The sequence below is a fragment of the Marinobacter sp. CH_CUG1437-1 genome (assembly GCF_037029655.1).
Classification (GTDB): domain Bacteria; phylum Pseudomonadota; class Gammaproteobacteria; order Pseudomonadales; family Oleiphilaceae; genus Marinobacter; species Marinobacter salsuginis.
In genome coordinates, this window is record NZ_JAYMEW010000002.1 from 611,656 (window position 1) to 631,785 (window position 20,130).

Below are 20,130 nucleotides of genomic sequence, written 5' to 3' on the forward strand. Positions count from 1 at the left end.
CAATGGGTCGTGGACTCGCTCCACGGCAGTTTCAAAAGTATTGCACCCTATACTTTGCCAGCAGCGGCCCCAGATGAAAACAGCCGGACATGCCGGCTGTTCTCTGGGTCGGCCATCGGGACCGGCTTTTGATCCGATCCCGGGCAAAATCAGCGCTGGGGCTGACCGGCCTGAACGGCCTCTTCGTACTTGACCTTCTTCTCTTTGACCTTCGCCTGCTCCAGCACATGGTCAACAACCGCATCCTCCAGAACGGAAGACTCGATCTGGCTCTTCTGCTCCGGGTTGCTGTTGAAGTGAGCAACAACCTCTTCAGGCTGTTCATACGTAGACGCGATTTCCTGGATCTTTTCGTCTACTTTTGCCGGATCGGCTTTCAGGTCGTTCTTCTTGACCACTTCCTGGAACAGCAGGCCGGTCTTCACGCGACGCTCCGCCTGCTCCTGGAAAATTTCCTTCGGCAGCTGCTGAAAATCAACCTGGCCGCCAAAGCGCTGAACAGCGTCCTGGCGGAGGCGATCGATTTCCTGGTCAACCAGAGCAGACGGAATATCCAGCTCGGTGGTTTCCAGCAGTCCGTCAACAACGTCGTTCTTGACTTTGTTGGAAACCGCCTGCTTCAGCTCACGCTCCATGTTCTTTTTGACTTCTTCGCGGAAGGTCGCTTCGTCTTCAGCATCGATACCGAACTTCTTGAAGAATTCGGTGTCGAGTTCGGGCAACTGCGGCTCTTCGACCTTGTGAATCTTGATCTCGAACTTGGCCGGCTTACCTGCCAGCTCTTCGTTGTGGTAATCCTCCGGGAAGGTCACCTCGATTTCCATGTCTTCGCCGGCCTTTCCACCAACGATGGCTTTCTCAAAGCCCGGAATCATCTGGCCGGAGCCCAGAGTCAGGCGATGGCCTTCAGCGGCGCCGCCTTCAAACTCTTCACCATCGATGAAACCTTTGAAGTCAATGGTCAACACGTCCTTGTTCTTGGACTTGCGCTTGACTTCTTTCATGGTGGCCTGCTGACGACGCAGGTTGTCGATCATGTTGTCGACGTCTTTGTCGGTGATCTCGGAAGTGAGCTTTTCAACGGAGATCTTGCTCAGATCGCCCAGTTCGATTTCGGGCAGCACTTCGAAGATGGCAACGAATTCCAGATCCTTGCCCTCTTCCATCGTCTTGGGCTCAAACTTTGGCCAGCCCGCCGGGTTGATATCCTGCTCCTGCAGTGCCTTGATGTAGTTGTCGCGCATAACCTCGCCAACGATTTCCTGGCGGACGCTGTCACCGAAACGACGCTTGACGACGCTCATGGGCACCTTGCCCGGCCGGAAACCGTTCAGGCGCACGGTACGCGCGGTTTCCTGCAGGCGTTTCTGGACCGCCTGGTCGATTTCCTGGGCGGGCACACCAATCGTCATGCGACGCTCGATGTTGGAGGTCGTTTCAACAGACACTTGCATGGAAGATCCTCAAATTACAGGTTCGGTATGTGAATGAAATTAAACCTAAAAGTCCGATTTCGGGGCGATTCCCAAGAAAGGACCGAAAATTAAAAGCCGGTAGTTTATCATGCTTTGCACCGCCGAGAGAATCACCCTGCAAAGCAGTTTGATGCTGCCCAATCACGGAACCGGCCGAATCTTGAAGACATAAATGGGGACGAACGAAAAAAAAGAAAGGGGTGGTGCGCGAGGAGAGACTCGAACTCTCACGGGTTGCCCCACTGGAACCTAAATCCAGCGCGTCTACCAGTTCCGCCACTCGCGCACAACAGAATGAAGAATGCCCGATGGCCAGACTGCCATCAACCTATTCAACAAACGCGGAATCAACTCTGAAAGAAAAGTGGGGTGGACGAAGGGGTTCGAACCCTCGACCGCAGGAGTCACAATCCTGAGCTCTACCAACTGAGCTACGTCCACCACATCGGGACATGCCTTTTACTTTTCAACTTTGCTGGTTACGGTCGCTCCGGCGCGGACCAAGCCGACGACTTGATGGCGCGCCCGGCAGGACTCGAACCTGCGACCATCCGCTTAGAAGGCGGATGCTCTATCCAGCTGAGCTACGGGCGCTTGACCGTTCGCCCACCTGAACATTCAGAAAATGGTCGGGGTAGAGAGATTCGAACTCCCGACATCCTGCTCCCAAAGCAGGCGCGCTACCAGACTGCGCTATACCCCGTTTGAACTGAACAACAAGTGCCTCAGCAAAGTTGGCGCGCATATTACCGGCGCCGGAGGGTTCCGTCAACACGGATTTCCAAATTCCCTGAAACAACAGCCTCTTCAGTGACAAAGTGCGGTGCCGAAAGTTCCTCCGCGCCCGGTCAGGCGCCCGTTCAATTGGAGTTCGCCTGGAAGCATGAGACAATGCCCCACCTCCAATTTACCGATGCCCAACCGACAAGACGAGACATGACCGCCAAACTGATCAACGGAAAAGAGATTGCCGCCGAAGTAAGACAGCAAGTCGCGGCAGGGGTGGAAGCACGAACCCAGCAAGGCCTGAGAGCCCCCGGGCTGGCCGTGGTACTGGTCGGCAACGATCCCGCATCCCATGTATACGTAAGCAACAAACGCAAGGCGTGCGACCAGGCCGGAATTCTCTCCCTCTCATACGATCTGCCGGAAGACACTTCCCAGGAAGCACTCGAGGCGCTGATTGATGAGCTGAATGAAAACCCGACCGTAGATGGAATCCTGGTACAGCTTCCATTGCCTGCTCATCTGGATGCAGACCCGATTCTGGTCAAGATCCGCCCGGACAAAGACGTCGACGGCTTTCACCCGTATAACATCGGCCGCCTGATGCAGCGCAAGCCCACCCTGCGCCCATGCACACCGGCTGGCATTATCACCCTGCTCGACAGCATTGATACGCCTTACAAGGGCCAGCATGCCGTGATTGTCGGCGCTTCCAATATTGTCGGTCGCCCCATGAGCATGGAGCTGCTATTGAAAGGTGCCACGACAACGGTTTGTCACCGCTTCACACCAGATCTTGAGAAGTTTGTCCGGGAAGCCGACATCCTGGTCGCTGCAGTCGGCAAGCCCGGCCTGATCAAGGGCGACTGGGTAAAGCCGGGAGCAACTGTGATTGATGTGGGCATCAACCGGATGGAAGACGGAAAGCTGCATGGCGATGTAGATTTCGCAGCGGCTTCAGAGCGCGCCGCCTACATCACACCGGTTCCCGGTGGCGTCGGGCCGATGACCATTGCCACCCTGCTGCAGAATACACTGTATGCCGCGGATGTTCTGCACAAGGACTGAGCCGAGGTGTTGGATTACGGCTCCGCCTAATCCAGCAAGCCACAAAAAACCCCGCCGAGGCGGGGTTTTTTTTATGCTTAGCGCTTACTGTCCGTACTTGGCTTTCGCCTTCAGACGGTAGGCGTGCAGCAGCGGCTCGGTGTAGCCGTTGGGCTGCTCGCGGCCCTTGAGAACCAGATCCAGCGCTGCCTGGAAGGCGACACTATCATCAAAGTTCCCGGCCATTGGGCGGTAGGCCGAATCACCGGCGTTCTGCTTGTCGACCACCGCAGCCATGCGCTTCATGGTTTCCATGATCTGCTCTTCGGAGCAGATACCATGATGCAGCCAGTTGGCCAGCAACTGGGAAGCGATACGCAGCGTGGCGCGGTCTTCCATCAGGCCCACATCATTGATGTCAGGTACCTTGGAGCAGCCAACGCCCTGATCGATCCAGCGAACAACGTAACCGAGGATACCCTGGGCATTGTTGTCCAGTTCCTGCTGGATATCTTCAGCACTCAGGGAGGCCGGATCATCCATTACAGGCACTGTCAGAATGTCCTCCAGTGCTGCACGAGTGCGGCTTTCCAGCTGCTTCTGGACATCAGCCACGTTCACCTGGTGGTAGTGAGTTGCATGCAGCGTGGCCGCCGTGGGAGACGGAACCCAGGCTGTGTTCGCGCCGGCCTTCGGATGGCCGATTTTTGCTTCCAGCATGCCGGCCATCAGGTCAGGCATGGCCCACATGCCCTTACCAATCTGGGCAACACCACGGAAACCGGTTTCCAGGCCAATGTCCACGTTCCACTGCTCGTAGGCGTTGATCCAGGTTGCCTGCTTCATCGGGCCCTTGCGGATAAACGGACCCAATTCCATGGAGGTATGGATCTCGTCACCGGTGCGGTCCAGGAAGCCGGTATTAATGAATACGGCGCGCTCTTTGGCGGCATGGATACAGGCTTTCAGGTTAACCGTGGTACGACGCTCCTCGTCCATAATGCCGACCTTCAGGGTGAAGCGCGGCAGACCAAGCGCATCTTCAACACGGCCGAAGAATTCGTTGGTGAACGCCACCTCTTCCGGTCCGTGCATCTTCGGCTTCACGATGTACATGGAGCCTTTGGTGCTGTTCTGGAACTTGCCGTTGCCCTTCATGTCGTGAATGGCGATCAGCGACGTGATCAGACCGTCCATCAGGCCTTCCGGCACTTCGTTGCCGTCCTTCAGCAGGATGGCAGGGTTGGTCATCAGGTGGCCGACGTTACGGATAAACATCAGGCTTCGACCTTTCAGGCTCAGCTCACTGCCGTCGGCTGCCGTGTAGGTGCGGTCAGCGTTCATCTTGCGGGTCAGCTGCTCGCCACCTTTTTCAAAGGTTTCCTGCAGGTCACCCTTCATCAGGCCAAGCCAGTTGCGGTAAGCCAGTGCCTTGTCGTCAGCGTCTACGGCCGCTACCGAATCTTCGCAGTCCATGATGGTGGTCAGAGCAGACTCCATCAGAACGTCTTTGACGTTAGCGCCGTCGTCTTTGCCAATCGGGTGGCTGGCGTCGATCTGGATTTCGAAGTGCATGCCGTTCTTGACCAGCAGCACGCCGGTGGGCGCGTCGGCAGCACCGGTGTAGCCGACAAAGCCGGCTTCGTCTTTCAGACCGGTGGTCTCACCATTCTGCAGCTTGACGACCAGCTTGCCACCTTCAACCAGATACTTGGCAGCATCTTTATGGCTGCCAGAGGCCAGAGGCGCGGAGCTGTCGAGCAGGTTACGGGCCCATTCGATAACTTTGGCCCCGCGAACCGGGTTGTAACCACGGCCTTTGTCGGCGCCGCCTTCTTCGGAGATCGCATCGGTACCGTAAAGGGCATCGTACAGGCTACCCCAGCGCGCGTTCGCCGCGTTGAGCGCAAACCGGGCGTTCATGATCGGAACCACCAGCTGCGGGCCGGCCATGGTGGCCACCTCCGGATCCACATTGGAGGTGGAGATCTTGAATTCGGAAGGCTCGTCAACGAGATAACCGATGTCTTTCAGGAAGGACTTGTACTCGGCCATGTCCAGCTTCTGACCCTTGTGATCACGGTTCCAGCTGTCCATTTTTTCCTGGATCGCATCACGCTTGGCCAGCAGCTCGCGGTTGCGTGGCGCCAGCTCGTTCACGATCTTGTCGAATTCTGCCCAGAATTTATCGGCATCGACCCCTGTGCCCGGGATCGCTTCATTGTTCACGAAATCATACAGATTCTTTGCGACCTGAATGCCGCCGATTTGTACGCGTTCTGTCATCGTTGTCTGCCTCAGTGGGTTACGTTTCCCGACTCCCCCTTCATCTTGAGGGGGCATTCTAATTTGAGCGCCGCATTGTAAGGGAAAATCCTTACAAGATCATGCCTGCACGCGCAAAACTGGTCTGACCAACCAGCATCTCCCGGAAATTCAGGCTTTACGCCAGCTCGTCCCCTCTCGGGAATCGTCCAGAATAATACCCTTCTCGAGTAGCTCGTCGCGGATCCGGTCGGCCTCGGCAAAATTCTTCGCCTTTCGGGCATCGGCCCGGGCCTGGATCATCGCTTCAATGTCTTCGGCGCTGAGTTCACCACCGGTGTCCGCCTGGAAAAACGCCTCGGGGTCCTGTTGCAACAGCCCCAGGACACCGCCGAGCCTCACCAGAATCGCCGCACTACGTTTGGCATCCTCTTCGCGACCATCGCGCCGGTGCTGGTTGATTTCGTTGGCAACCGCGTGGAGGACAGCAATGGCGCCCGCAGTATTGAAATCATCGTCCATCGCCTCGGCAAACCGCTCATCATGCTCGGATTCCGGCACATCGGCGGCCTTGGCGGGCACGATGCCTCTAAGGGCATGATACAGCCGAGTGAGCGTGCGGCCGGCCTCGGCCAGATTTTCCTCGGAGTAGTCCACCTGGCTGCGGTAATGACTGGACACCAGGAAGTAACGGACCACTTCCGCCGGGTACTTCTCCATGATCTCGCGGATGGTGAAGAAGTTGCCCAAAGACTTGGACATCTTTTCCTTGTTCACCCGGATGGCGCCCGCGTGCATCCAGGTGTTCACAAAGGTGTGCCCAGTGGCACACTCGGATTGGGCAATCTCGTTCTCGTGGTGCGGGAACAGCAGGTCCGGCCCACCGCCATGAATATCGAAGGTGTCGCCTAGGCAGCAGGTAGACATGGCCGAACACTCGATGTGCCAGCCGGGACGACCATCGCCCCAGGGCGAGGGCCAGCTGACCTCCCCTGCCTTGGCCGCTTTCCACAACGCGAAATCCGCCGGACTGCGTTTGGCTTCCTGCACGTCAACTCGCGCGCCCGCCAGCAGATCCTCCAGTTTTTTCTTGCTGAGCTTGCCGTATTCCTCGAAGGAATCAACGGCAAAATAGACATCACCGTTATCCGCCGCATAGGCGTGGCCACTGGCAATCAGCTTATGGATCATCGCGATGATTTCGTCAATGTACGCAGTCGCCCGGGGCTCTTCGTCCGGAGACAGCACACCAAGACGGGCTTCATCTTCGTGCATCGCCCTGATCATCCGGTCGGTAAGCTCGTTATAGGGCTCACCGTTCTCATCCGCACGGCGCAAGATCTTGTCGTCAATATCGGTGATGTTGCGAACGTAGTTTACGTCGTAGCCGCGATGGCGCAGGTAACGGGTAATCACGTCAAAGGCCACCAGCACCCGTGCATGGCCCAAGTGGCAGTAGTCGTAGACGGTCATACCGCAGACATACATCCGCACCTTGCCCGGCTCAATCGGCCGGAACTCTTCCTTTTGCTGGGTCAGCGTGTTGTAGATGCGGATCACTTGCCCCCCTTACCCCAGGAATCCCTGAGCGTAACCGTGCGGTTGAACACCGGCCGACCGGCAGACTCGGTATGGGCCTGATCGCAGAAGAAATAGCCTTCCCGCTCGAACTGGTAGGGAAGATCTGTGCGGGGCGCGGCAAGACTCTTCTCTACCCGGGCACCCTTCAGGACCACCAATGATTCCGGGTTCAGGTGATCCATCAAATCACCTTCCTTGTCACTGTCCGGGGACTCATGGTTGAACATGCGGTCGTACAGATTAATGTCCGCCTCCACGCTATCGGTGGCAGACACCCAATGAATCACGCCATTGGGTTTGTAGCCTTCGGGATTGACACCCAGGGTGTTGGGATCGTACTCGCATTTCAGCTCCACGATCTCACCGTTGTCATCACGAACCACTTCGCGGCAGGTCATCACGTAACCGCCCCGCAGACGCACCGCCTGATCCGGCGCCAGCCGCTTCCATTTGCGCGGCGGCTCCATTTCAAAATCTTCCCGATCGATAAAAAGCGTCTGGGTCCAGGGCACTTCCCGCTCGCCCATATCGGGGTCCTGCGGATGAACCGGCAGGATCAGGGTTTCACTCTTGTCGGCCGGGTAATTGGTCAGTGTGACTTTCAGCGGGCGCATGACACACATGGCTCTCGGTGCGCGAGTGTTCAGATCTTCGCGAATAGCGTGCTCCAGCATGCCCACATCCACGGTACCGCCAGCCTTATTCACGCCAATCATGTCGCAGAAGGTGCGGATGGACTCCGGCGTATAACCGCGCCGGCGCATGCCCGAAATGGTTGGCATCCGGGGATCGTTCCAGCCATCAACCACGCCCTCATCCACCAGTCGCTTGAGCTTGCGCTTCGAGGTGATGGTGTAATTCAGGTTCAGACGGGCAAACTCGATCTGGCGTGGGTGACAGGGGCCGGAGATGTTATCCAGAACCCAGTCATACAGCGGCCGGTGATCCTCGAATTCCAGGGTGCACAGGGAATGGGTAATCCCCTCCATGGCGTCTGAAATCGGATGCGTGAAGTCATACATCGGGTAGATGCACCATTTGTTACCGGTCTGATGGTGCTCTGCGTAACGGATACGATAAAGAATCGGATCCCGCATGTTGATGTTCGGCGAGGCCATATCGATCTTGGCCCGCAGCACCAGCTCACCGTTCTGGTACTTGCCATCCCGCATGTCGCGGAACATCTGCAGACTCTCTTCCACCGGGCGGTCCCGGTAGGGGCTGTTTCTGCCAGGCTCTTTCAGGCTTCCGCGGTACTCAGCCATTTCGTCGGCTGTCAGGGCGCACACATAGGCCTTGTCCCGGGTAATCAGTTCCTCGGCAAATTCATAGAGAGCATCAAAGTAATCCGAGGCATAACGAACGTCCCCGGCCCACTCGTAGCCAAGCCACTCCACATCCTGTTTGATGGCGTCGATGTATTCCTGGTTTTCCTTTTCCGGGTTGGTGTCGTCAAACCGCAGGTTGCAGTCGCCGGAAAAGGTCTCGGCGATGCCAAAATTCAGGCAGATCGATTTGGCATGACCAATATGCAGGTAACCGTTGGGCTCTGGCGGGAATCGGGTGACCACCTTGCCGGTATGCTCTCCGCTGGCGATGGCGTCTTCGATCAGGCTCTGGATAAAGTTGTGGGCTTTCTTCGACTCGGCGCTCATACAATCTCTGTTAAAAGGGGAGTGAATCTTAAACCGCGTATTATACTCACAAATCCTTGCCGGACTCATGCATAGCAGGAAACTCTTGAGTACAATGGGCCCTGTAACGTACCTAACCTTTCTGAACAGGAAAACCTGATGATTCTGCTGACAACCAACTACGGTGACATCAAGCTGGAACTGGACTATGACAAGGCACCGGAAACCGCCAAGAATTTTGAACAGTATGTTCGCGACGGTTTTTACGATGGCCTCATTTTTCACCGTGTGATCAGCAATTTCATGATTCAGGGCGGAGGCTTCGAGCCCGGCATGACGCCGCGCAAAACCCGCGATTCCATCCAGAACGAAGCCGATAACGGCCTGAGCAACATGCAGGGCACCATCGCCATGGCACGCACCATGGACCCGCATTCCGCTACCGCCCAGTTCTTTATCAACGTTGAGAATAACGGCTTCCTCGACCACACCGCCAAGAACGCGGAAGGCTGGGGCTACTGCGTGTTCGGCAAGGTTGTCGAGGGCATGGACACGGTCAACGCAATCCGTGCGGTCCGCACCACCATGCGAGCGGGCCACCAGGACGTGCCTGCCGATGACGTGGTTATCGAAAAGGCTGAGGTTCTGGAGGACGCGTGACCACGCTGTTTATTTCAGACCTTCACCTTGAGGAATCCCGCCCGGATATTACTGAGGCATTTCTGGGGTTTCTCAACGGGACAGCCAGCGGCGTTGATCAGCTCTATATCCTCGGTGATTTCTTCGAGGCCTGGATCGGCGATGACGAACGCACGCCGCTCCAGGAACAGATTGCTGCTGCCCTGCGCAAACTGAGGGATAGCGGCACCGACATCTTCCTGATGCACGGCAATCGGGATTTTCTGATTGGTGAGGATTTCTGCAAGCGGGCCGGCGCAACCCTTCTGGACGACCCCACGGTAATCGATCTGCACGGCACCCCTACCCTCCTCATGCATGGCGACAGCCTGTGCACGGCCGATGTGGAGTACCAGAAGTTCCGGGCCAACATGCGCAACCCTCAGTGGCAACAGATGATACTCCAGCGTCCTCTTGAGGACCGCCAGCAGATGGCCCGCCAGCTGCGGGAAATCAGCATGGCGAAAAATCAGGGCAAGGAAGAGTTCATCATGGACGTAACGCCGGAGGAAGTGATCAAGGATATGGAAGCCCACGGTGTCCAGCACATGATTCATGGCCACACCCACCGCCCCGCCGTGCATGAGCTCATTGCCAACGGCTTGCCGGCAAAGCGGATTGTCCTGGGCGACTGGGACAAGAACGTCTGGTGGCTCGAGGCGGAACCTGGCAAAGAGCCAGAGCTGAAGAAACAACCGTTATAAAAAAACCGGGCAAATGCCCGGTTTTTTTTGCCCTTTGCTTCAGTGCGCCAGTATCTGCTGGAGAAACTTCTGGGTCCGAGCTTCCTGCGGGTTTGTAAAAAACTCGTGCGGTGGTGCTTCCTCCACAATCTCACCACCATCCATGAAGATGACCCTGTCGGCCACGGTTTTGGCAAAGCCCATCTCATGGGTTACACAAAGCATCGTCATGCCGCTGCCGGCTAGCTCAATCATGACATCGAGCACTTCCTTGATCATTTCGGGATCCAGCGCCGACGTTGGCTCATCGAACAGCATGATTTTCGGCTTCATGCACAGGGCTCGGGCAATCGCAACCCGCTGTTGCTGGCCGCCGGACAACTGTCCGGGATATTTGAGAGCCTGGTCGGGAATCTTTACCCTCTCCAGATATTCCATGGCGGTCGCTTCCGCCTCTTTGCGAGGAATCTTGCGGACCCAGATCGGCGACAGGCAGCAGTTCTCAAGGACCGTCAGGTGCGGGAACAGGTTGAAATGCTGGAATACCATGCCGACCTCCCGACGAACCGTATCGATCTGGCGCACATCATCGGTCAGCTCAACGTCGTCGACGATGATTTTGCCTTGTTGATGTTCTTCCAGCCGGTTAATGCATCGAATGAATGTCGATTTACCAGAGCCGGACGGCCCGCAGATAACAATTCGCTCGCCCTGGGCTACTGTCAGGTTGAGGTCCTTCAGTACGTGGAAATCCCCGTACCACTTGTGCATGCCTTCAACACGGATAATGTCGGACTTCTTGCCGGTGTTATCCTGTTCGGAAGGCGTTGCATTGGAAGTTTGGGTTTGTTCTGTCATTGGGTTACCCATCAGGTTTTATGACCGGTGTCGAGTTTGCGTTCGAGATTCTGGCTGTAGCGGGATATGCCGAAGCAGAAGACCCAGAAACAGAAAGCGACGAAAACATAGCCTTCTATGGCCACGTTCTGCCATGCCGGGTCTGTCACAGTGGACTGGACGGTTCCAAGCACATCAAACAGGCCGATAATCAGAACCAGCGTGGTGTCCTTGAACAGTGAAATGAAGGTATTCACGATTCCCGGAATCACCATTTTCAGCGCCTGGGGAAGAATAACGAGCCCCATCTTCCGCCAGTAGCCGAGCCCGAGAGCATCAGCTGCCTCATACTGGCCCCGCGGAATGGCTTGCAGACCACCCCGGATGACTTCCGCCATATAGGCAGACTGCCAGAGTGTGATACCAATCAGGGCCCGTGCCAGTTTTTCGAAGTTGACGCCTTCAGGGAGGAATAGCGGCAGCATCACCGAGGCCATAAAAAGCACTGTGATCAGGGGCACCGCCCGCCAGACCTCGATGAACACCACGCTCAGACCACGAATGATCGGCATCTCCGAGCGCCGTCCAAGGGCCAGTAGAATGCCAATAGGCAGAGAGGCGAGGATGCCGATGTATGCGAGAATCAGGGTCAGCATCAGGCCGCCCCATTTTGTGCTCTCGACAACCTCAAGGCCGAACGTGCCGCCGGGTATCAGGAAATACCCGATGATGGGCAAGCCGGTCATGCCGAAAATCCCGAGCCATTTGCGGCCAGGGAACCGCTCGATGAACTGGGGTACAAACGCAATGGCCAGCAGCAGGAACATGGCGTCCACACGCCACTGCAGCTCATCGGGGTAGAACCCGTAAATGAAGAAATTCAGACGCTGACTGATAAACAGCCAACAGGCGCCCGCGCCAGTACAGTCACTCGCATCCTGGCCCTGGAAGTTCGCTTCGAACAGCAACCAGTTCAGCAGGGGGCCTACACTGGTCACCAGCAAATAGCCAACCGCCAAGGTCAGCAAGGCGTTGTACCAGGTTGAGAACAGGTGCTCTCGCATCCACTTGATCGGACTGAGCGCCTTCTTGGGTGGTTTCATGGTTGACTCAGTCATCATCGCTCCTTAATCGCCACAGCCCGGTTGTAGATATTCATGAACAGCGAGATCGAGAGGCTGATCGTGAGATAAACCGCCATGGTGATCGCTACAACCTCGACCGCTTGCCCGGTCTGGTTAAGGGTCGTGCCCATGAAGACTGCAACGAGATCCGGATAGCCGATGGCCGTCGCAAGGGATGAATTCTTCGCCAGGTTCAGGTACTGACTGGTTAATGGCGGGATGATGACGCGCATTGCCTGCGGTATCACAACCAGGCGCAACGTAAGTCCGTTAGGGAGTCCCAGCGCTTTGGCCGCTTCCGTCTGGCCCTTGCTCACTGACAGGATACCGGACCGAACTATCTCTGCTATAAAACTGGCCGTGTACAGCGACAACGCCACCCACAGGGCGGCAAGCTCGGGAATGATGGTAATACCACCACCAAAATTGAAGCCCCTCAGTGCGGGTACTTCCCATTCGAGCGGGCTGCCTGCGGCGAAGTAGGCAATTGCCGGCAACAGGACCAGTAGTGCAACACCAACCTTGAAGGTGGGAAAGATCTGGCCAGTAGCCAGCTGCCGCTTTTTGGCCCAGATTCGAATGCCAACAACTGCGGCAATGGCGATTGCCAGAGCCCCCCAGACCAGCCCAAAACCGTCCTGTGCCAGGGGTTCCGGGACATAAAGCCCGCGGTTGTTGAGAAACATGGTACCGCCCACATCGATACTCTGGCGCGGCGAAGGCAAGGCGCCCAGAACGGCGAAATACCAGAAAAAGATCTGCAGCAGTAACGGGATATTCCGGATGACCTCGATGTAAACGAGGGACACCTTGGCAACCAGCCAGTTACTGGACAGACGGGCCACGCCGATGATGAATCCGAGAATCGTTGCAGCAACGATGCCCATTGCGGAGACCAGGAGGGTATTGGTCAGGCCAACCCAGAAGGTTCGGCCATAGGTCATGGTGGCATCGTAAGGGATCAGGCTCATGATGATGCCGAAACCGGCAGTCTCATCAAGAAAGCCGAAACCGGTGCTGATGCCCCGGCTCTCCATGTTGGCGAGCGTGTTTTCTACCAGTGTCCAGCCAGCCCAGAAAACGAGGGCTATGGCGACAACCTGGAAAAAGAGTGAACGTACCCGGGGGTCATACCAGGGCTTGGGCCCCGCAGGTCTTGAATCAATTGTTTGTTTTTTCATGCAATGTTCCGAAAGGCTTCCCTGCAGCTGACTTCATCAGAGATCACCGGGGCGCCGCTTGCGAGGCGCCCCGGTGTGCTTTCAGGTGTTACCGGACTGGCGGGGCATACATGATGCCGCCATCGGTCCACAGGGCGTTGATACCCCGATCCAGACCGAGCGGTGTGTCCGGACCCACATTGCGGTCGTACATTTCGCCGTAGTTACCCACCAGTTTTACAACCTTGTGACCGAAGTCGTCAGGCAGGCCAAGCTTGGCGCCCATGTCGCCATCCGTACCCAGCAGGCGCTGAATGTTCGGATTATCAGACTTCAGCATGTCGTCAGCATTGGCGCTTGTTACGCCCAGCTCTTCAGCGTTGATCTGCACTGAAAGCACCCACTTGACGATGTTGAACCACTGGTCATCGCCCTGACGGACAACGGGGCCAAGAGGCTCCTTCGAGATGGTGTTAGGCAGGATTTTTGCGGCGCTCGGATCCTGAAGCTTGGAGCGCAAAGCTGCCAGCTGGGAACGGTCGGAAGTCAACACGTCACAGCGACCGGCAGAGAAGCCCTGCACAGTCTGCTCGGAGGTGTCGAATACGATAGGTTTGAATTCCATCCCCTTGGCACGGAAATAATCGGAGAGATTCAGTTCGGTGGTTGTACCGGCCTGGATACAAATCGAAGCTCCGTCGAGCTGGAGCGCATCGTCTACCCCGATATCCTTGTTGATCAGGAAACCCTGGCCGTCGTAGTAGTTAACCCCGGCAAAATTGAGGCCCAGCGAAGCGTCACGGGTCAACGTCCAGGTCGTGTTGCGGGAAAGCATGTCGATTTCACCGGACTGCAGTGCGGTAAAACGCTCTTTTGCGGTGAGGGGCGTAAACTCGACCGCAGAGGCATCCCCGAAGATCGCTGCAGCTACAGCGCGGCAGGTATCAACATCGATACCGGTCCAGTTGCCCTTTTCGTCAGGCTGGGAGAATCCCGGAAGACCTGTGGTAACACCACACTGCAGGTGCCCCTTCTCCTTGACGTTCTCCAGAGTCGTGGCGGCCATCGCACCAGTAGCCGAGAAGGTACCTACGGCCAGAGCAATCCCCAGGGCAATCGATTTCGTCTTTCTCATTGTCTTTTCTCCGAACATCAGTTGGTTTTTCGAGACGCATGGACTCAGCAATTTGCGAGCCATACATCTTAAACCCATGATTTGTATTGTTTTTATCCGCCACCAGGGCGTTACAGACAGATCTGAAACGAGGTGACGCTGCTTCATGCACTGATACAGTGCCCTCATTGCGACTCCATGCGCCAGAAAAAGGCAGCATTGGAGCCGTGCTCCTTAAAAGTAGAACAAGGTTCGGTAAATGAACTAGTTTTTATGCAAATTTATTCGGAAATTTTGAAGACGGGTGGCTCTTCATAGGTTTCGAGGCGTTTCAACCAGCCTGGCAGCCAGCGCTCTCGTTCGATGGGATCTTTTGCGTTCTCAGCTCTACGCGTGAGAACAGTAGCGGCCGCCTCCCGAAGCTGCTTGAGGGCACTGCGGTCAGGCGAGCCCGACATTTCCAGCAGCACCTGCAGTAGCCCCCAGCCCTGATCGTTGTAGCGTTCCGTGGGTGAGAGCCCCTCTCCCTTGAAATTCACATAGTCGATGATGGCGTAGACGCCGCCGGGGGTCTGACTGAGCGCTTTCACCCTGTTAGCCACTTCTGACTTTCGATCGTCCGGAGCGGACTCAATGATTTTTCCAAGCGACTGCCTGGCCCGCCGGAATATAAATTCAGCCTGGATCCCCTGGGTGCCGGCCAGAAACTCCCGCAGTTCCGCCAGCCGGGGCGAGTCTTCGACGGCCACGAATTCCGCTTTTTCGCTCCAGGGAGCGTCGAACGGCTCCAGAGCCAGCAACCATTCGGGAATATTGACTTGCCGTTGCTCCATGTATTCCATCAGCGCGGGAAAGCTCTCGACAAACCGACCTTCAACGCCCTTCGGATACCAGATGAAGTGCCCGATACCGAGCGACGGGAAGGCCTCACCATCATTCCAGTGGACCAGGCACTGGAAACGACCTGCGCATTCGTTCCGGAAAATCTGCTGACCCACCCAGTCCAACTGGGCGGAGGTCAGCGCCAGGGAAACATCAACATCAGGACTCTCCGACGCGGACATATCCTGGGTCTCAGGAACGGGATCCGTAGTCTCGTTCGCGGAATCACAGCCAGCGAGTGCGAAAACCGTGATCAGACCAAGCAATGCAAACGATTTACCAAACACCAGCGCCTCCGGTAGGTTCAAAATTACGGGCGATTACTCTACAGCATGTTCAGCCAGTCTTGCTTTGATGTCCTCTGGAATTGGCAGGGCCTTCTCTGTTTCGTAATCGAAATGAATCAGCACGGCGACGCCCCGGGCAATCTGCTTGTCGCCCTGCCAGGCTTCCTGAACGACATGGAACGAGGAATTGCCAATCTTGCCAATGCCTGTTTTGATCTTGACCGGAATATGCCAGTAGCTCTGGGCCAGCAGATCAATTTCCAGCCGTGCAATGATCAGCGGCCAGGTCTCCGCCTCAAGGGTGGGATGAAAAATCCGGAAAACCGGCGTTCTGGCCTGCTCGAACCAGACCGGCAAAGTGGTATTGCTGATGTGCCCAAGGGCATCGGTATCGCTGAAACGTGGTTCCAGCTCCAGATGAAACATGGCGGCTTCCCCCTTTTGAAAACCGCCTACTATACACCGGCCATACGCAAACGACCCAGATCTCCGACTAAGGCACGATACGCAGCACTCGCCCTTCGGCGCTGTCGGTAAGCAGATACACCCCACCGTCAGGCCCCGTGGCAACATCCCGAATCCGCTCATCAAGCTCTTCGAACATCGTTTCCGTATCGTTGGCCTGCCGTCCGTCCAGCGTCACCCTATGCACACTTCTGTCGGCGAGCGCGCCCACAAGCAAGTTGCCGTGCCAGTCCGGAAACAGCTCGCCCCTGTAGCGGGTCATCCCTGAGGGCGCGATTGAAGGGGTCCAGTGCAGCAGCGGCTGCTCCATACCCTCATGCTCAACAAAGGGCGTGATCATCGCTCCCGTGTAGTCGATGCCATGAGTGATCCCCGGCCAGCCATAGTTGTGTCCCGGCTCGATGATGTTGACCTCATCCCCGCCACGTGGGCCGTGTTCGTGGGCAATCAGCAAACCATCAACGGAATCGTAGACCAGCCCCTGCACATTGCGGTGTCCGTAACTGTAGATTTCCGGAAGAGCATCGTGGCTGCCAACGAAGGGATTGTCTTCGGGCGCGGTGCCATCCGGGTTCAGGCGGACAATCTTGCCAAGATGGCTGGACAGGTCCTGCGCCTGCTCGCGATAGTCAAATCCATCTCCCAGGGTGACGATCAGCGTACCATCGGGAAGCCACGCCATTCGGCCACCATAGTGGGCACTGCCCTGCTTCGCAGGTTGAGCCCGGAATATCTCGACTACGTCGTGCAGAGCCATTCCCTGTAACTGACAACGGGCAACACATAGGTGATTGGCTGCGGCGGTACCGCAAGCGTAGGCGAGAAATACCGCCCGGTCAGCCTCAAAATCCGGCGACAGCAGGACATCAAAAAGGCCAGCCTGAGCATCATTGAAAACTGTCGGCACGCCTGTAATCGGCTCGGGATCCAGCCCCCACTCCCCTGAAATGCGCCGTAACCGCCCTGCCCGCTCCGTTACCAGGGCGCCACCCTCAGGGAGAAACGCCAGGGACCAGGGATGCTCCAGCCCGGAGATTAATGTCTCGACGGTGTAGTTGCCGGGAGACTGGGCCTGCACCGGCGCGGGCAGCGACCCGAGGCCCAGTGCCAGGCAACAGGCAAGAATAACCGTCGGAGCATGACCAACGACACCGGTATGCCGCCTGGCCGTCAGTCGGGCGAACAATGCACCCGCAAACGCCGCCGTTAGCAACATCGCGAGTAGCCCACCCGCAGACCGGGTAGCCGCAATGAGCGTAGGCATGGGGGCCAGTGCATTGGCTGTCAGCAGCGCCACCCACAGCCCGCAGGCCCCGGCCAGTGCGAACAGCGGTACCCGCAGCCCACGCCCCACGAAACGCGAGACAGCGGTAGCGACAACCTGGGAAACGACGAAACTAACACCAAAAAGGATTCCATAAAGCGGCGCGAAGGAAACCAGATCATGCACAGTGGCGGACAGGCGGGCGTCAAATCCAACCCCCACCCCGATGGCCTGAAGGGCGAGGAGGTTTAGCTGGGTCTGAACCACTGTACCAAGAACCACTCCGACCACCAGTGCCACCAGGAAACTGATGACGTTTTTCTTCGTTCCCTGCATTCCCGCCATTTTGTCCGCCTCCATAACCGTTTGCCGTTTATACGACCAATTCTGTCAGATACAAACACAAAAAAGCCGGAGCATCACGCTCCGGCTTTGTCAAAGGCGGCCTGGCCCTGAAAACTCACTGCTCCACAAAGGCCCGTTCAATCACGTAATGCCCCATGTCGCCGCCCCGGGCTTCCTTGAAACCCATATTGTTCAGGATGGCGCAGGTGTCCTTCAGCATGCTCGGGCTGCCGCAGATCATGAACCGATCGTTTTCCGGATCGAAGTCCGGCAAGTCCAGATCACGGGTAATCTTCCCGGTTTCCATGGCATCGGTCAGCCGGCCCCGGTTGCGGAACTCTTCGCGAGTGACGGTGGGATAGTAAACCAGCTTGCCCTTGACCATTTCTCCGAAGTATTCGTTCTCCGGCAATTCCTCAATTTCCTTCTGATAGGCCAGCTCGGACACGTAACGAACGCCATGGGTCAGGATCACCTTATCGAAGGCCTCGTAGACCTCTGGATCCTTGATGATGCTCATGAAGGGGGCAAGCCCGGTACCGGTGCTGATCAGCCAGAGGTTCTTGCCCGGCAGCAGGTTATCCAGAATCAGGGTACCCGTTGGTTTGCGGCTTACCAGAATTTCGTCGCCCACCTGAATCTTCTGTAGACGGGATGTGAGTGGGCCGTCCTGCACCTTGATCGAGAAGAACTCAAGCTCTTCCTCGTAGTTCGCACTGGCAATACTGTAGGCGCGCATCAGCGGCTTGCCCTCGGTCTCCAGACCGATCATGACGAAATGACCGTTTTTGAAACGAAAGCCCGGATCACGGCTTGTGGTGAAGCTGAACAGGGTATCGTTCCAGTGATGGACGCTGGTAACTTTCTCTTTGATCAGGTTGCTCATGTAAACCTCTTGCCTGTTCGATACGCTGTTTTACGGCGAATGATTTAACTTTGGATTGCGCTCAGTCTAACCCGGCACTAACCTATCGGGAAAATGGGATATTCTCATAACCTTATTCGAGTAAACCGATTAAGAGCGAAAAGTTATGAAATACAGTTTCCGACAGCTGGAGGTTTTCCTTGCAGCGGCACACTTCCAGAACATTACCCGGGCCGCCGAATCGCTGGCCATGTCGCAGTCAGCAGCCAGTAGTGCACTTAAAGAACTAGAGAATCAGTTCGATATCCAGCTCTTCGATCGCGTTGGCAAACGGCTTCAGTTAAACGAACTCGGGCGGCTTTACCGCCCCAAGGTGGAAGCCGTCCTTGCCCAGGCGAACGAACTGGAACAGGCCTTCAGCAAGCACACGGAAGTGGGTGCGCTCAAAGTAGGTGCCACGCTTACTATCGGAAACTATCTGGCCGTGGGTGTCATGGCCCAATACATGAATACCCCTACACACCCCAGAGTCTCTCTGGAAGTGGCCAACACAAGCACCATTGCCAGACGAGTCAAGGACTTTGAGTTGGACATCGGGTTGATTGAAGGCGAATTACAGTCACCTGAACTGGATGTGTTGCCCTGGCGAGGTGATGAGCTGGTGGTTTTCTGCTCTCCGAGCCATCCTCTTGCCGGCAAGAAGTCTCTCTCCGACGAGGACCTGCGCAGCGCCACCTGGATCATGCGGGAGCCAGGGTCAGGAACTCGTCAGAGCTTTGAGCGAGGCATGCACGGGCTGCTGCCGGATCTGAACGTGCTGCTGGAACTGGAACACACTGAAGCCATCAAGCGCGCCGTAGAGGCAGACCTGGGCATTGGCTGCCTGTCTGAAGTGGTGCTGGCAGACGCGTTCAAGCGGGGCAGCCTGGTGCCGCTGACGGTCCCAGAACACCGACGATTTGATCGCCAGTTCTATTTTATCCTGCACAAGCAGAAATACCGCAGCGCCGGCATTGATGCCTGGATAGAGCTGTGCCGGCAGCTACGCTGAGACCGGCCCGCTGTGGAACCGGAACTCCGTATCCGGCTCTTCGACCAGCGCTTTCTCAAGCGCCAGAAATTCTGCCACCCGCGCCTCGATAGGCTCACCGGCAGCCTGCTCGGCCAAAGACAGATAATCCTGATAATGTCGGGCTTCGGATTTCAGCAGGCTGGTGTAGAAGTCCGCCAGCTTCTCATCCAGAAATGGCGCCAGGGCAGCAAAACGTTCGCAGGAGCGCGCTTCGATAATAGCGCCCACGATCAACACATCCACCAGACGTCCGGGATCTTCGGTGCGAACTGCCTGTCTCAAACCGGCAGCGTAGCGGGCCGGCGTCAGGTGACAATACTCCACGCCCCGCTTTTTCATGATCGCCAGCACCTGCTCGAAATGCCTCAGCTCCTCACGGGCCAGCCGGGACATCTTGTTCAACAGGTCGGTGTTGTCGACATAGCGGTACATCAGGCTCAACGCGGTGGAGGCGGCCTTTTTCTCGCAGTGGGCGTGATCAATCAGCATCAGATCCTGATTCGCCAGGGCGTTGTCGATCCATTGTTGCGGGGTCCGGCACGGCAGGAAGTTGTGAATCTCTTGCAGGGCGTCGTTCATGGCTAAGCACATTGGTTAATTGGCGGCGGGCGAGTATAGCGCACTTA

At 56.7% G+C, this 20,130-nt stretch carries 17 protein-coding genes and 4 tRNA genes; 4 read left to right on the forward strand and 17 right to left on the reverse strand.

The window, feature by feature from the left end; all coding sequences use genetic code 11:
• Positions 1 to 149: 149 nt before the first annotated feature.
• The 5 genes from tig to WA411_RS08165 all read right to left on the reverse strand — a co-directional run bounded on the left by tig (position 150) and on the right by WA411_RS08165 (position 2,178).
• Positions 150 to 1,454 carry a trigger factor gene (tig, locus tag WA411_RS08145; protein ID WP_209396949.1) on the reverse strand — a complete coding sequence of 435 codons (1,305 nt, stop codon included), beginning with the start codon at positions 1,452 to 1,454 and terminating at the stop codon, positions 150 to 152.
• A gap of 222 nt (positions 1,455 to 1,676) precedes the next feature.
• Positions 1,677 to 1,761 (reverse strand) — tRNA-Leu (locus tag WA411_RS08150).
• Between the two features lie 79 nt (positions 1,762 to 1,840).
• A tRNA-His gene (locus WA411_RS08155) sits at positions 1,841 to 1,916 on the reverse strand.
• A gap of 76 nt (positions 1,917 to 1,992) precedes the next feature.
• A tRNA-Arg gene (locus tag WA411_RS08160) sits at positions 1,993 to 2,069 on the reverse strand.
• A 32-nt stretch (positions 2,070 to 2,101) separates the two neighbouring features.
• Positions 2,102 to 2,178 (reverse strand) — tRNA-Pro (locus tag WA411_RS08165).
• 233 nt (positions 2,179 to 2,411) lie between these two features.
• Between WA411_RS08165 and folD the strand changes: the two genes are divergently transcribed.
• Positions 2,412 to 3,269 (forward strand): bifunctional methylenetetrahydrofolate dehydrogenase/methenyltetrahydrofolate cyclohydrolase FolD, encoded by an 858-nt coding sequence (gene folD, locus WA411_RS08170; RefSeq protein WP_291907000.1) that lies wholly within the window; start codon positions 2,412 to 2,414, stop codon positions 3,267 to 3,269.
• 84 nt (positions 3,270 to 3,353) lie between these two features.
• Here the strand turns inward: folD and WA411_RS08175 are convergent, their stop codons facing one another.
• The 3 genes from WA411_RS08175 to WA411_RS08185 form a co-directional block, all read right to left on the reverse strand.
• Positions 3,354 to 5,534: a malate synthase G gene (locus tag WA411_RS08175; RefSeq protein ID WP_153637430.1), complete on the reverse strand. Its 2,181-nt coding sequence runs from the start codon at positions 5,532 to 5,534 to the stop codon at positions 3,354 to 3,356.
• Positions 5,535 to 5,684: 150 nt separating this feature from the next.
• On the reverse strand, positions 5,685 to 7,073 hold the full coding sequence (gene cysS / locus WA411_RS08180; RefSeq protein ID WP_222464755.1) for a cysteine--tRNA ligase: 1,389 nt from the start codon (positions 7,071 to 7,073) through the stop codon (positions 5,685 to 5,687).
• Positions 7,070 to 8,749, reverse strand: a complete 1,680-nt coding sequence (locus tag WA411_RS08185) for a glutamine--tRNA ligase/YqeY domain fusion protein (RefSeq protein ID WP_291906994.1) — start codon at positions 8,747 to 8,749, stop codon at positions 7,070 to 7,072. Before WA411_RS08185 ends, cysS begins: the two co-directional genes overlap by 4 nt.
• Positions 8,750 to 8,887: 138 nt before the next feature.
• Between WA411_RS08185 and WA411_RS08190 the strand changes: the two genes are divergently transcribed.
• Together WA411_RS08190 and WA411_RS08195 are read left to right on the forward strand one after the other, a co-directional pair.
• Entirely contained in the window at positions 8,888 to 9,388 is a 501-nt protein-coding gene (locus WA411_RS08190) for a peptidylprolyl isomerase (RefSeq protein WP_069183295.1), read from the forward strand.
• Entirely contained in the window at positions 9,385 to 10,110 is a 726-nt protein-coding gene (locus WA411_RS08195) for a UDP-2,3-diacylglucosamine diphosphatase (protein WP_291906991.1), read from the forward strand. The genes WA411_RS08190 and WA411_RS08195 overlap by 4 nt, the downstream gene beginning before the upstream one ends.
• Positions 10,111 to 10,149: 39 nt before the next feature.
• On the opposite strand, the gene WA411_RS08200 is transcribed toward WA411_RS08195, so the two are convergent.
• The 8 genes from WA411_RS08200 to WA411_RS08235 all read right to left on the reverse strand — a co-directional run bounded on the left by WA411_RS08200 (position 10,150) and on the right by WA411_RS08235 (position 18,453).
• Complete coding sequence (locus WA411_RS08200; RefSeq protein ID WP_227514516.1) at positions 10,150 to 10,860, reverse strand: amino acid ABC transporter ATP-binding protein; 711 nt, start codon at positions 10,858 to 10,860, stop codon at positions 10,150 to 10,152.
• 98 nt (positions 10,861 to 10,958) lie between these two features.
• Positions 10,959 to 12,044, reverse strand: a complete 1,086-nt coding sequence (locus WA411_RS08205; RefSeq protein ID WP_069183293.1) for an amino acid ABC transporter permease — start codon at positions 12,042 to 12,044, stop codon at positions 10,959 to 10,961.
• The gene (locus tag WA411_RS08210; RefSeq protein WP_153633560.1) at positions 12,044 to 13,231 is read right to left on the reverse strand and encodes an amino acid ABC transporter permease; all 1,188 of its coding nucleotides are present in this window, start codon (positions 13,229 to 13,231) and stop codon (positions 12,044 to 12,046) included. The genes WA411_RS08205 and WA411_RS08210 overlap by 1 nt, the downstream gene beginning before the upstream one ends.
• 88 nt (positions 13,232 to 13,319) lie before the next feature.
• Positions 13,320 to 14,345 (reverse strand): amino acid ABC transporter substrate-binding protein, encoded by a 1,026-nt coding sequence (locus tag WA411_RS08215; protein ID WP_291906986.1) that lies wholly within the window; start codon positions 14,343 to 14,345, stop codon positions 13,320 to 13,322.
• Between the two features lie 260 nt (positions 14,346 to 14,605).
• Positions 14,606 to 15,493 carry a hypothetical protein gene (locus WA411_RS08220; RefSeq protein ID WP_291906983.1) on the reverse strand — a complete coding sequence of 296 codons (888 nt, stop codon included), beginning with the start codon at positions 15,491 to 15,493 and terminating at the stop codon, positions 14,606 to 14,608.
• Positions 15,494 to 15,526: 33 nt separating this feature from the next.
• The gene (locus WA411_RS08225) at positions 15,527 to 15,919 is read right to left on the reverse strand and encodes an acyl-CoA thioesterase (protein WP_069183289.1); all 393 of its coding nucleotides are present in this window, start codon (positions 15,917 to 15,919) and stop codon (positions 15,527 to 15,529) included.
• Positions 15,920 to 15,986: 67 nt separating this feature from the next.
• Complete coding sequence (locus WA411_RS08230) at positions 15,987 to 17,567, reverse strand: PQQ-dependent sugar dehydrogenase (RefSeq protein WP_291906981.1); 1,581 nt, start codon at positions 17,565 to 17,567, stop codon at positions 15,987 to 15,989.
• 115 nt (positions 17,568 to 17,682) lie between these two features.
• The gene (locus WA411_RS08235; RefSeq protein WP_069183288.1) at positions 17,683 to 18,453 is read right to left on the reverse strand and encodes a ferredoxin--NADP reductase; all 771 of its coding nucleotides are present in this window, start codon (positions 18,451 to 18,453) and stop codon (positions 17,683 to 17,685) included.
• Between the two features lie 145 nt (positions 18,454 to 18,598).
• Between WA411_RS08235 and WA411_RS08240 the strand changes: the two genes are divergently transcribed.
• Positions 18,599 to 19,483, forward strand: a complete 885-nt coding sequence (locus WA411_RS08240) for a LysR family transcriptional regulator (protein WP_136631971.1) — start codon at positions 18,599 to 18,601, stop codon at positions 19,481 to 19,483.
• On the opposite strand, the gene WA411_RS08245 is transcribed toward WA411_RS08240, so the two are convergent.
• Positions 19,475 to 20,083, reverse strand: coding sequence for a tRNA-(ms[2]io[6]A)-hydroxylase (locus WA411_RS08245; protein WP_153633563.1), 609 nt, complete (start codon positions 20,081 to 20,083; stop codon positions 19,475 to 19,477). The two genes, WA411_RS08240 and WA411_RS08245, sit on opposite strands and share 9 nt — an antisense overlap.
• Positions 20,084 to 20,130 lie beyond the last annotated feature (47 nt).

What these genes read in the sequence shown, in the direction of transcription:
- WA411_RS08205 (WP_069183293.1), bottom strand. Translation starts at nt 12,044, where the DNA reads ATGACTGAGTCAACCATGAAACCACCCAAGAAGGCGCTCAGTCCGATC.
- WA411_RS08245 (WP_153633563.1), bottom strand. Translation starts at nt 20,083, where the DNA reads ATGAACGACGCCCTGCAAGAGATTCACAACTTCCTGCCGTGCCGGACC.
- WA411_RS08225 (WP_069183289.1), bottom strand. Translation starts at nt 15,919, where the DNA reads ATGTTTCATCTGGAGCTGGAACCACGTTTCAGCGATACCGATGCCCTT.
- WA411_RS08190 (WP_069183295.1), top strand. Translation starts at nt 8,888, where the DNA reads ATGATTCTGCTGACAACCAACTACGGTGACATCAAGCTGGAACTGGAC.
- WA411_RS08185 (WP_291906994.1), bottom strand. Translation starts at nt 8,749, where the DNA reads ATGAGCGCCGAGTCGAAGAAAGCCCACAACTTTATCCAGAGCCTGATC.
- tig (WP_209396949.1), bottom strand. Translation starts at nt 1,454, where the DNA reads ATGCAAGTGTCTGTTGAAACGACCTCCAACATCGAGCGTCGCATGACG.
- WA411_RS08240 (WP_136631971.1), top strand. Translation starts at nt 18,599, where the DNA reads ATGAAATACAGTTTCCGACAGCTGGAGGTTTTCCTTGCAGCGGCACAC.
- folD (WP_291907000.1), top strand. Translation starts at nt 2,412, where the DNA reads ATGACCGCCAAACTGATCAACGGAAAAGAGATTGCCGCCGAAGTAAGA.
- WA411_RS08230 (WP_291906981.1), bottom strand. Translation starts at nt 17,567, where the DNA reads ATGGCGGGAATGCAGGGAACGAAGAAAAACGTCATCAGTTTCCTGGTG.
- WA411_RS08215 (WP_291906986.1), bottom strand. Translation starts at nt 14,345, where the DNA reads ATGAGAAAGACGAAATCGATTGCCCTGGGGATTGCTCTGGCCGTAGGT.
- WA411_RS08210 (WP_153633560.1), bottom strand. Translation starts at nt 13,231, where the DNA reads ATGAAAAAACAAACAATTGATTCAAGACCTGCGGGGCCCAAGCCCTGG.
- WA411_RS08235 (WP_069183288.1), bottom strand. Translation starts at nt 18,453, where the DNA reads ATGAGCAACCTGATCAAAGAGAAAGTTACCAGCGTCCATCACTGGAAC.
- WA411_RS08200 (WP_227514516.1), bottom strand. Translation starts at nt 10,860, where the DNA reads ATGCACAAGTGGTACGGGGATTTCCACGTACTGAAGGACCTCAACCTG.
- WA411_RS08175 (WP_153637430.1), bottom strand. Translation starts at nt 5,534, where the DNA reads ATGACAGAACGCGTACAAATCGGCGGCATTCAGGTCGCAAAGAATCTG.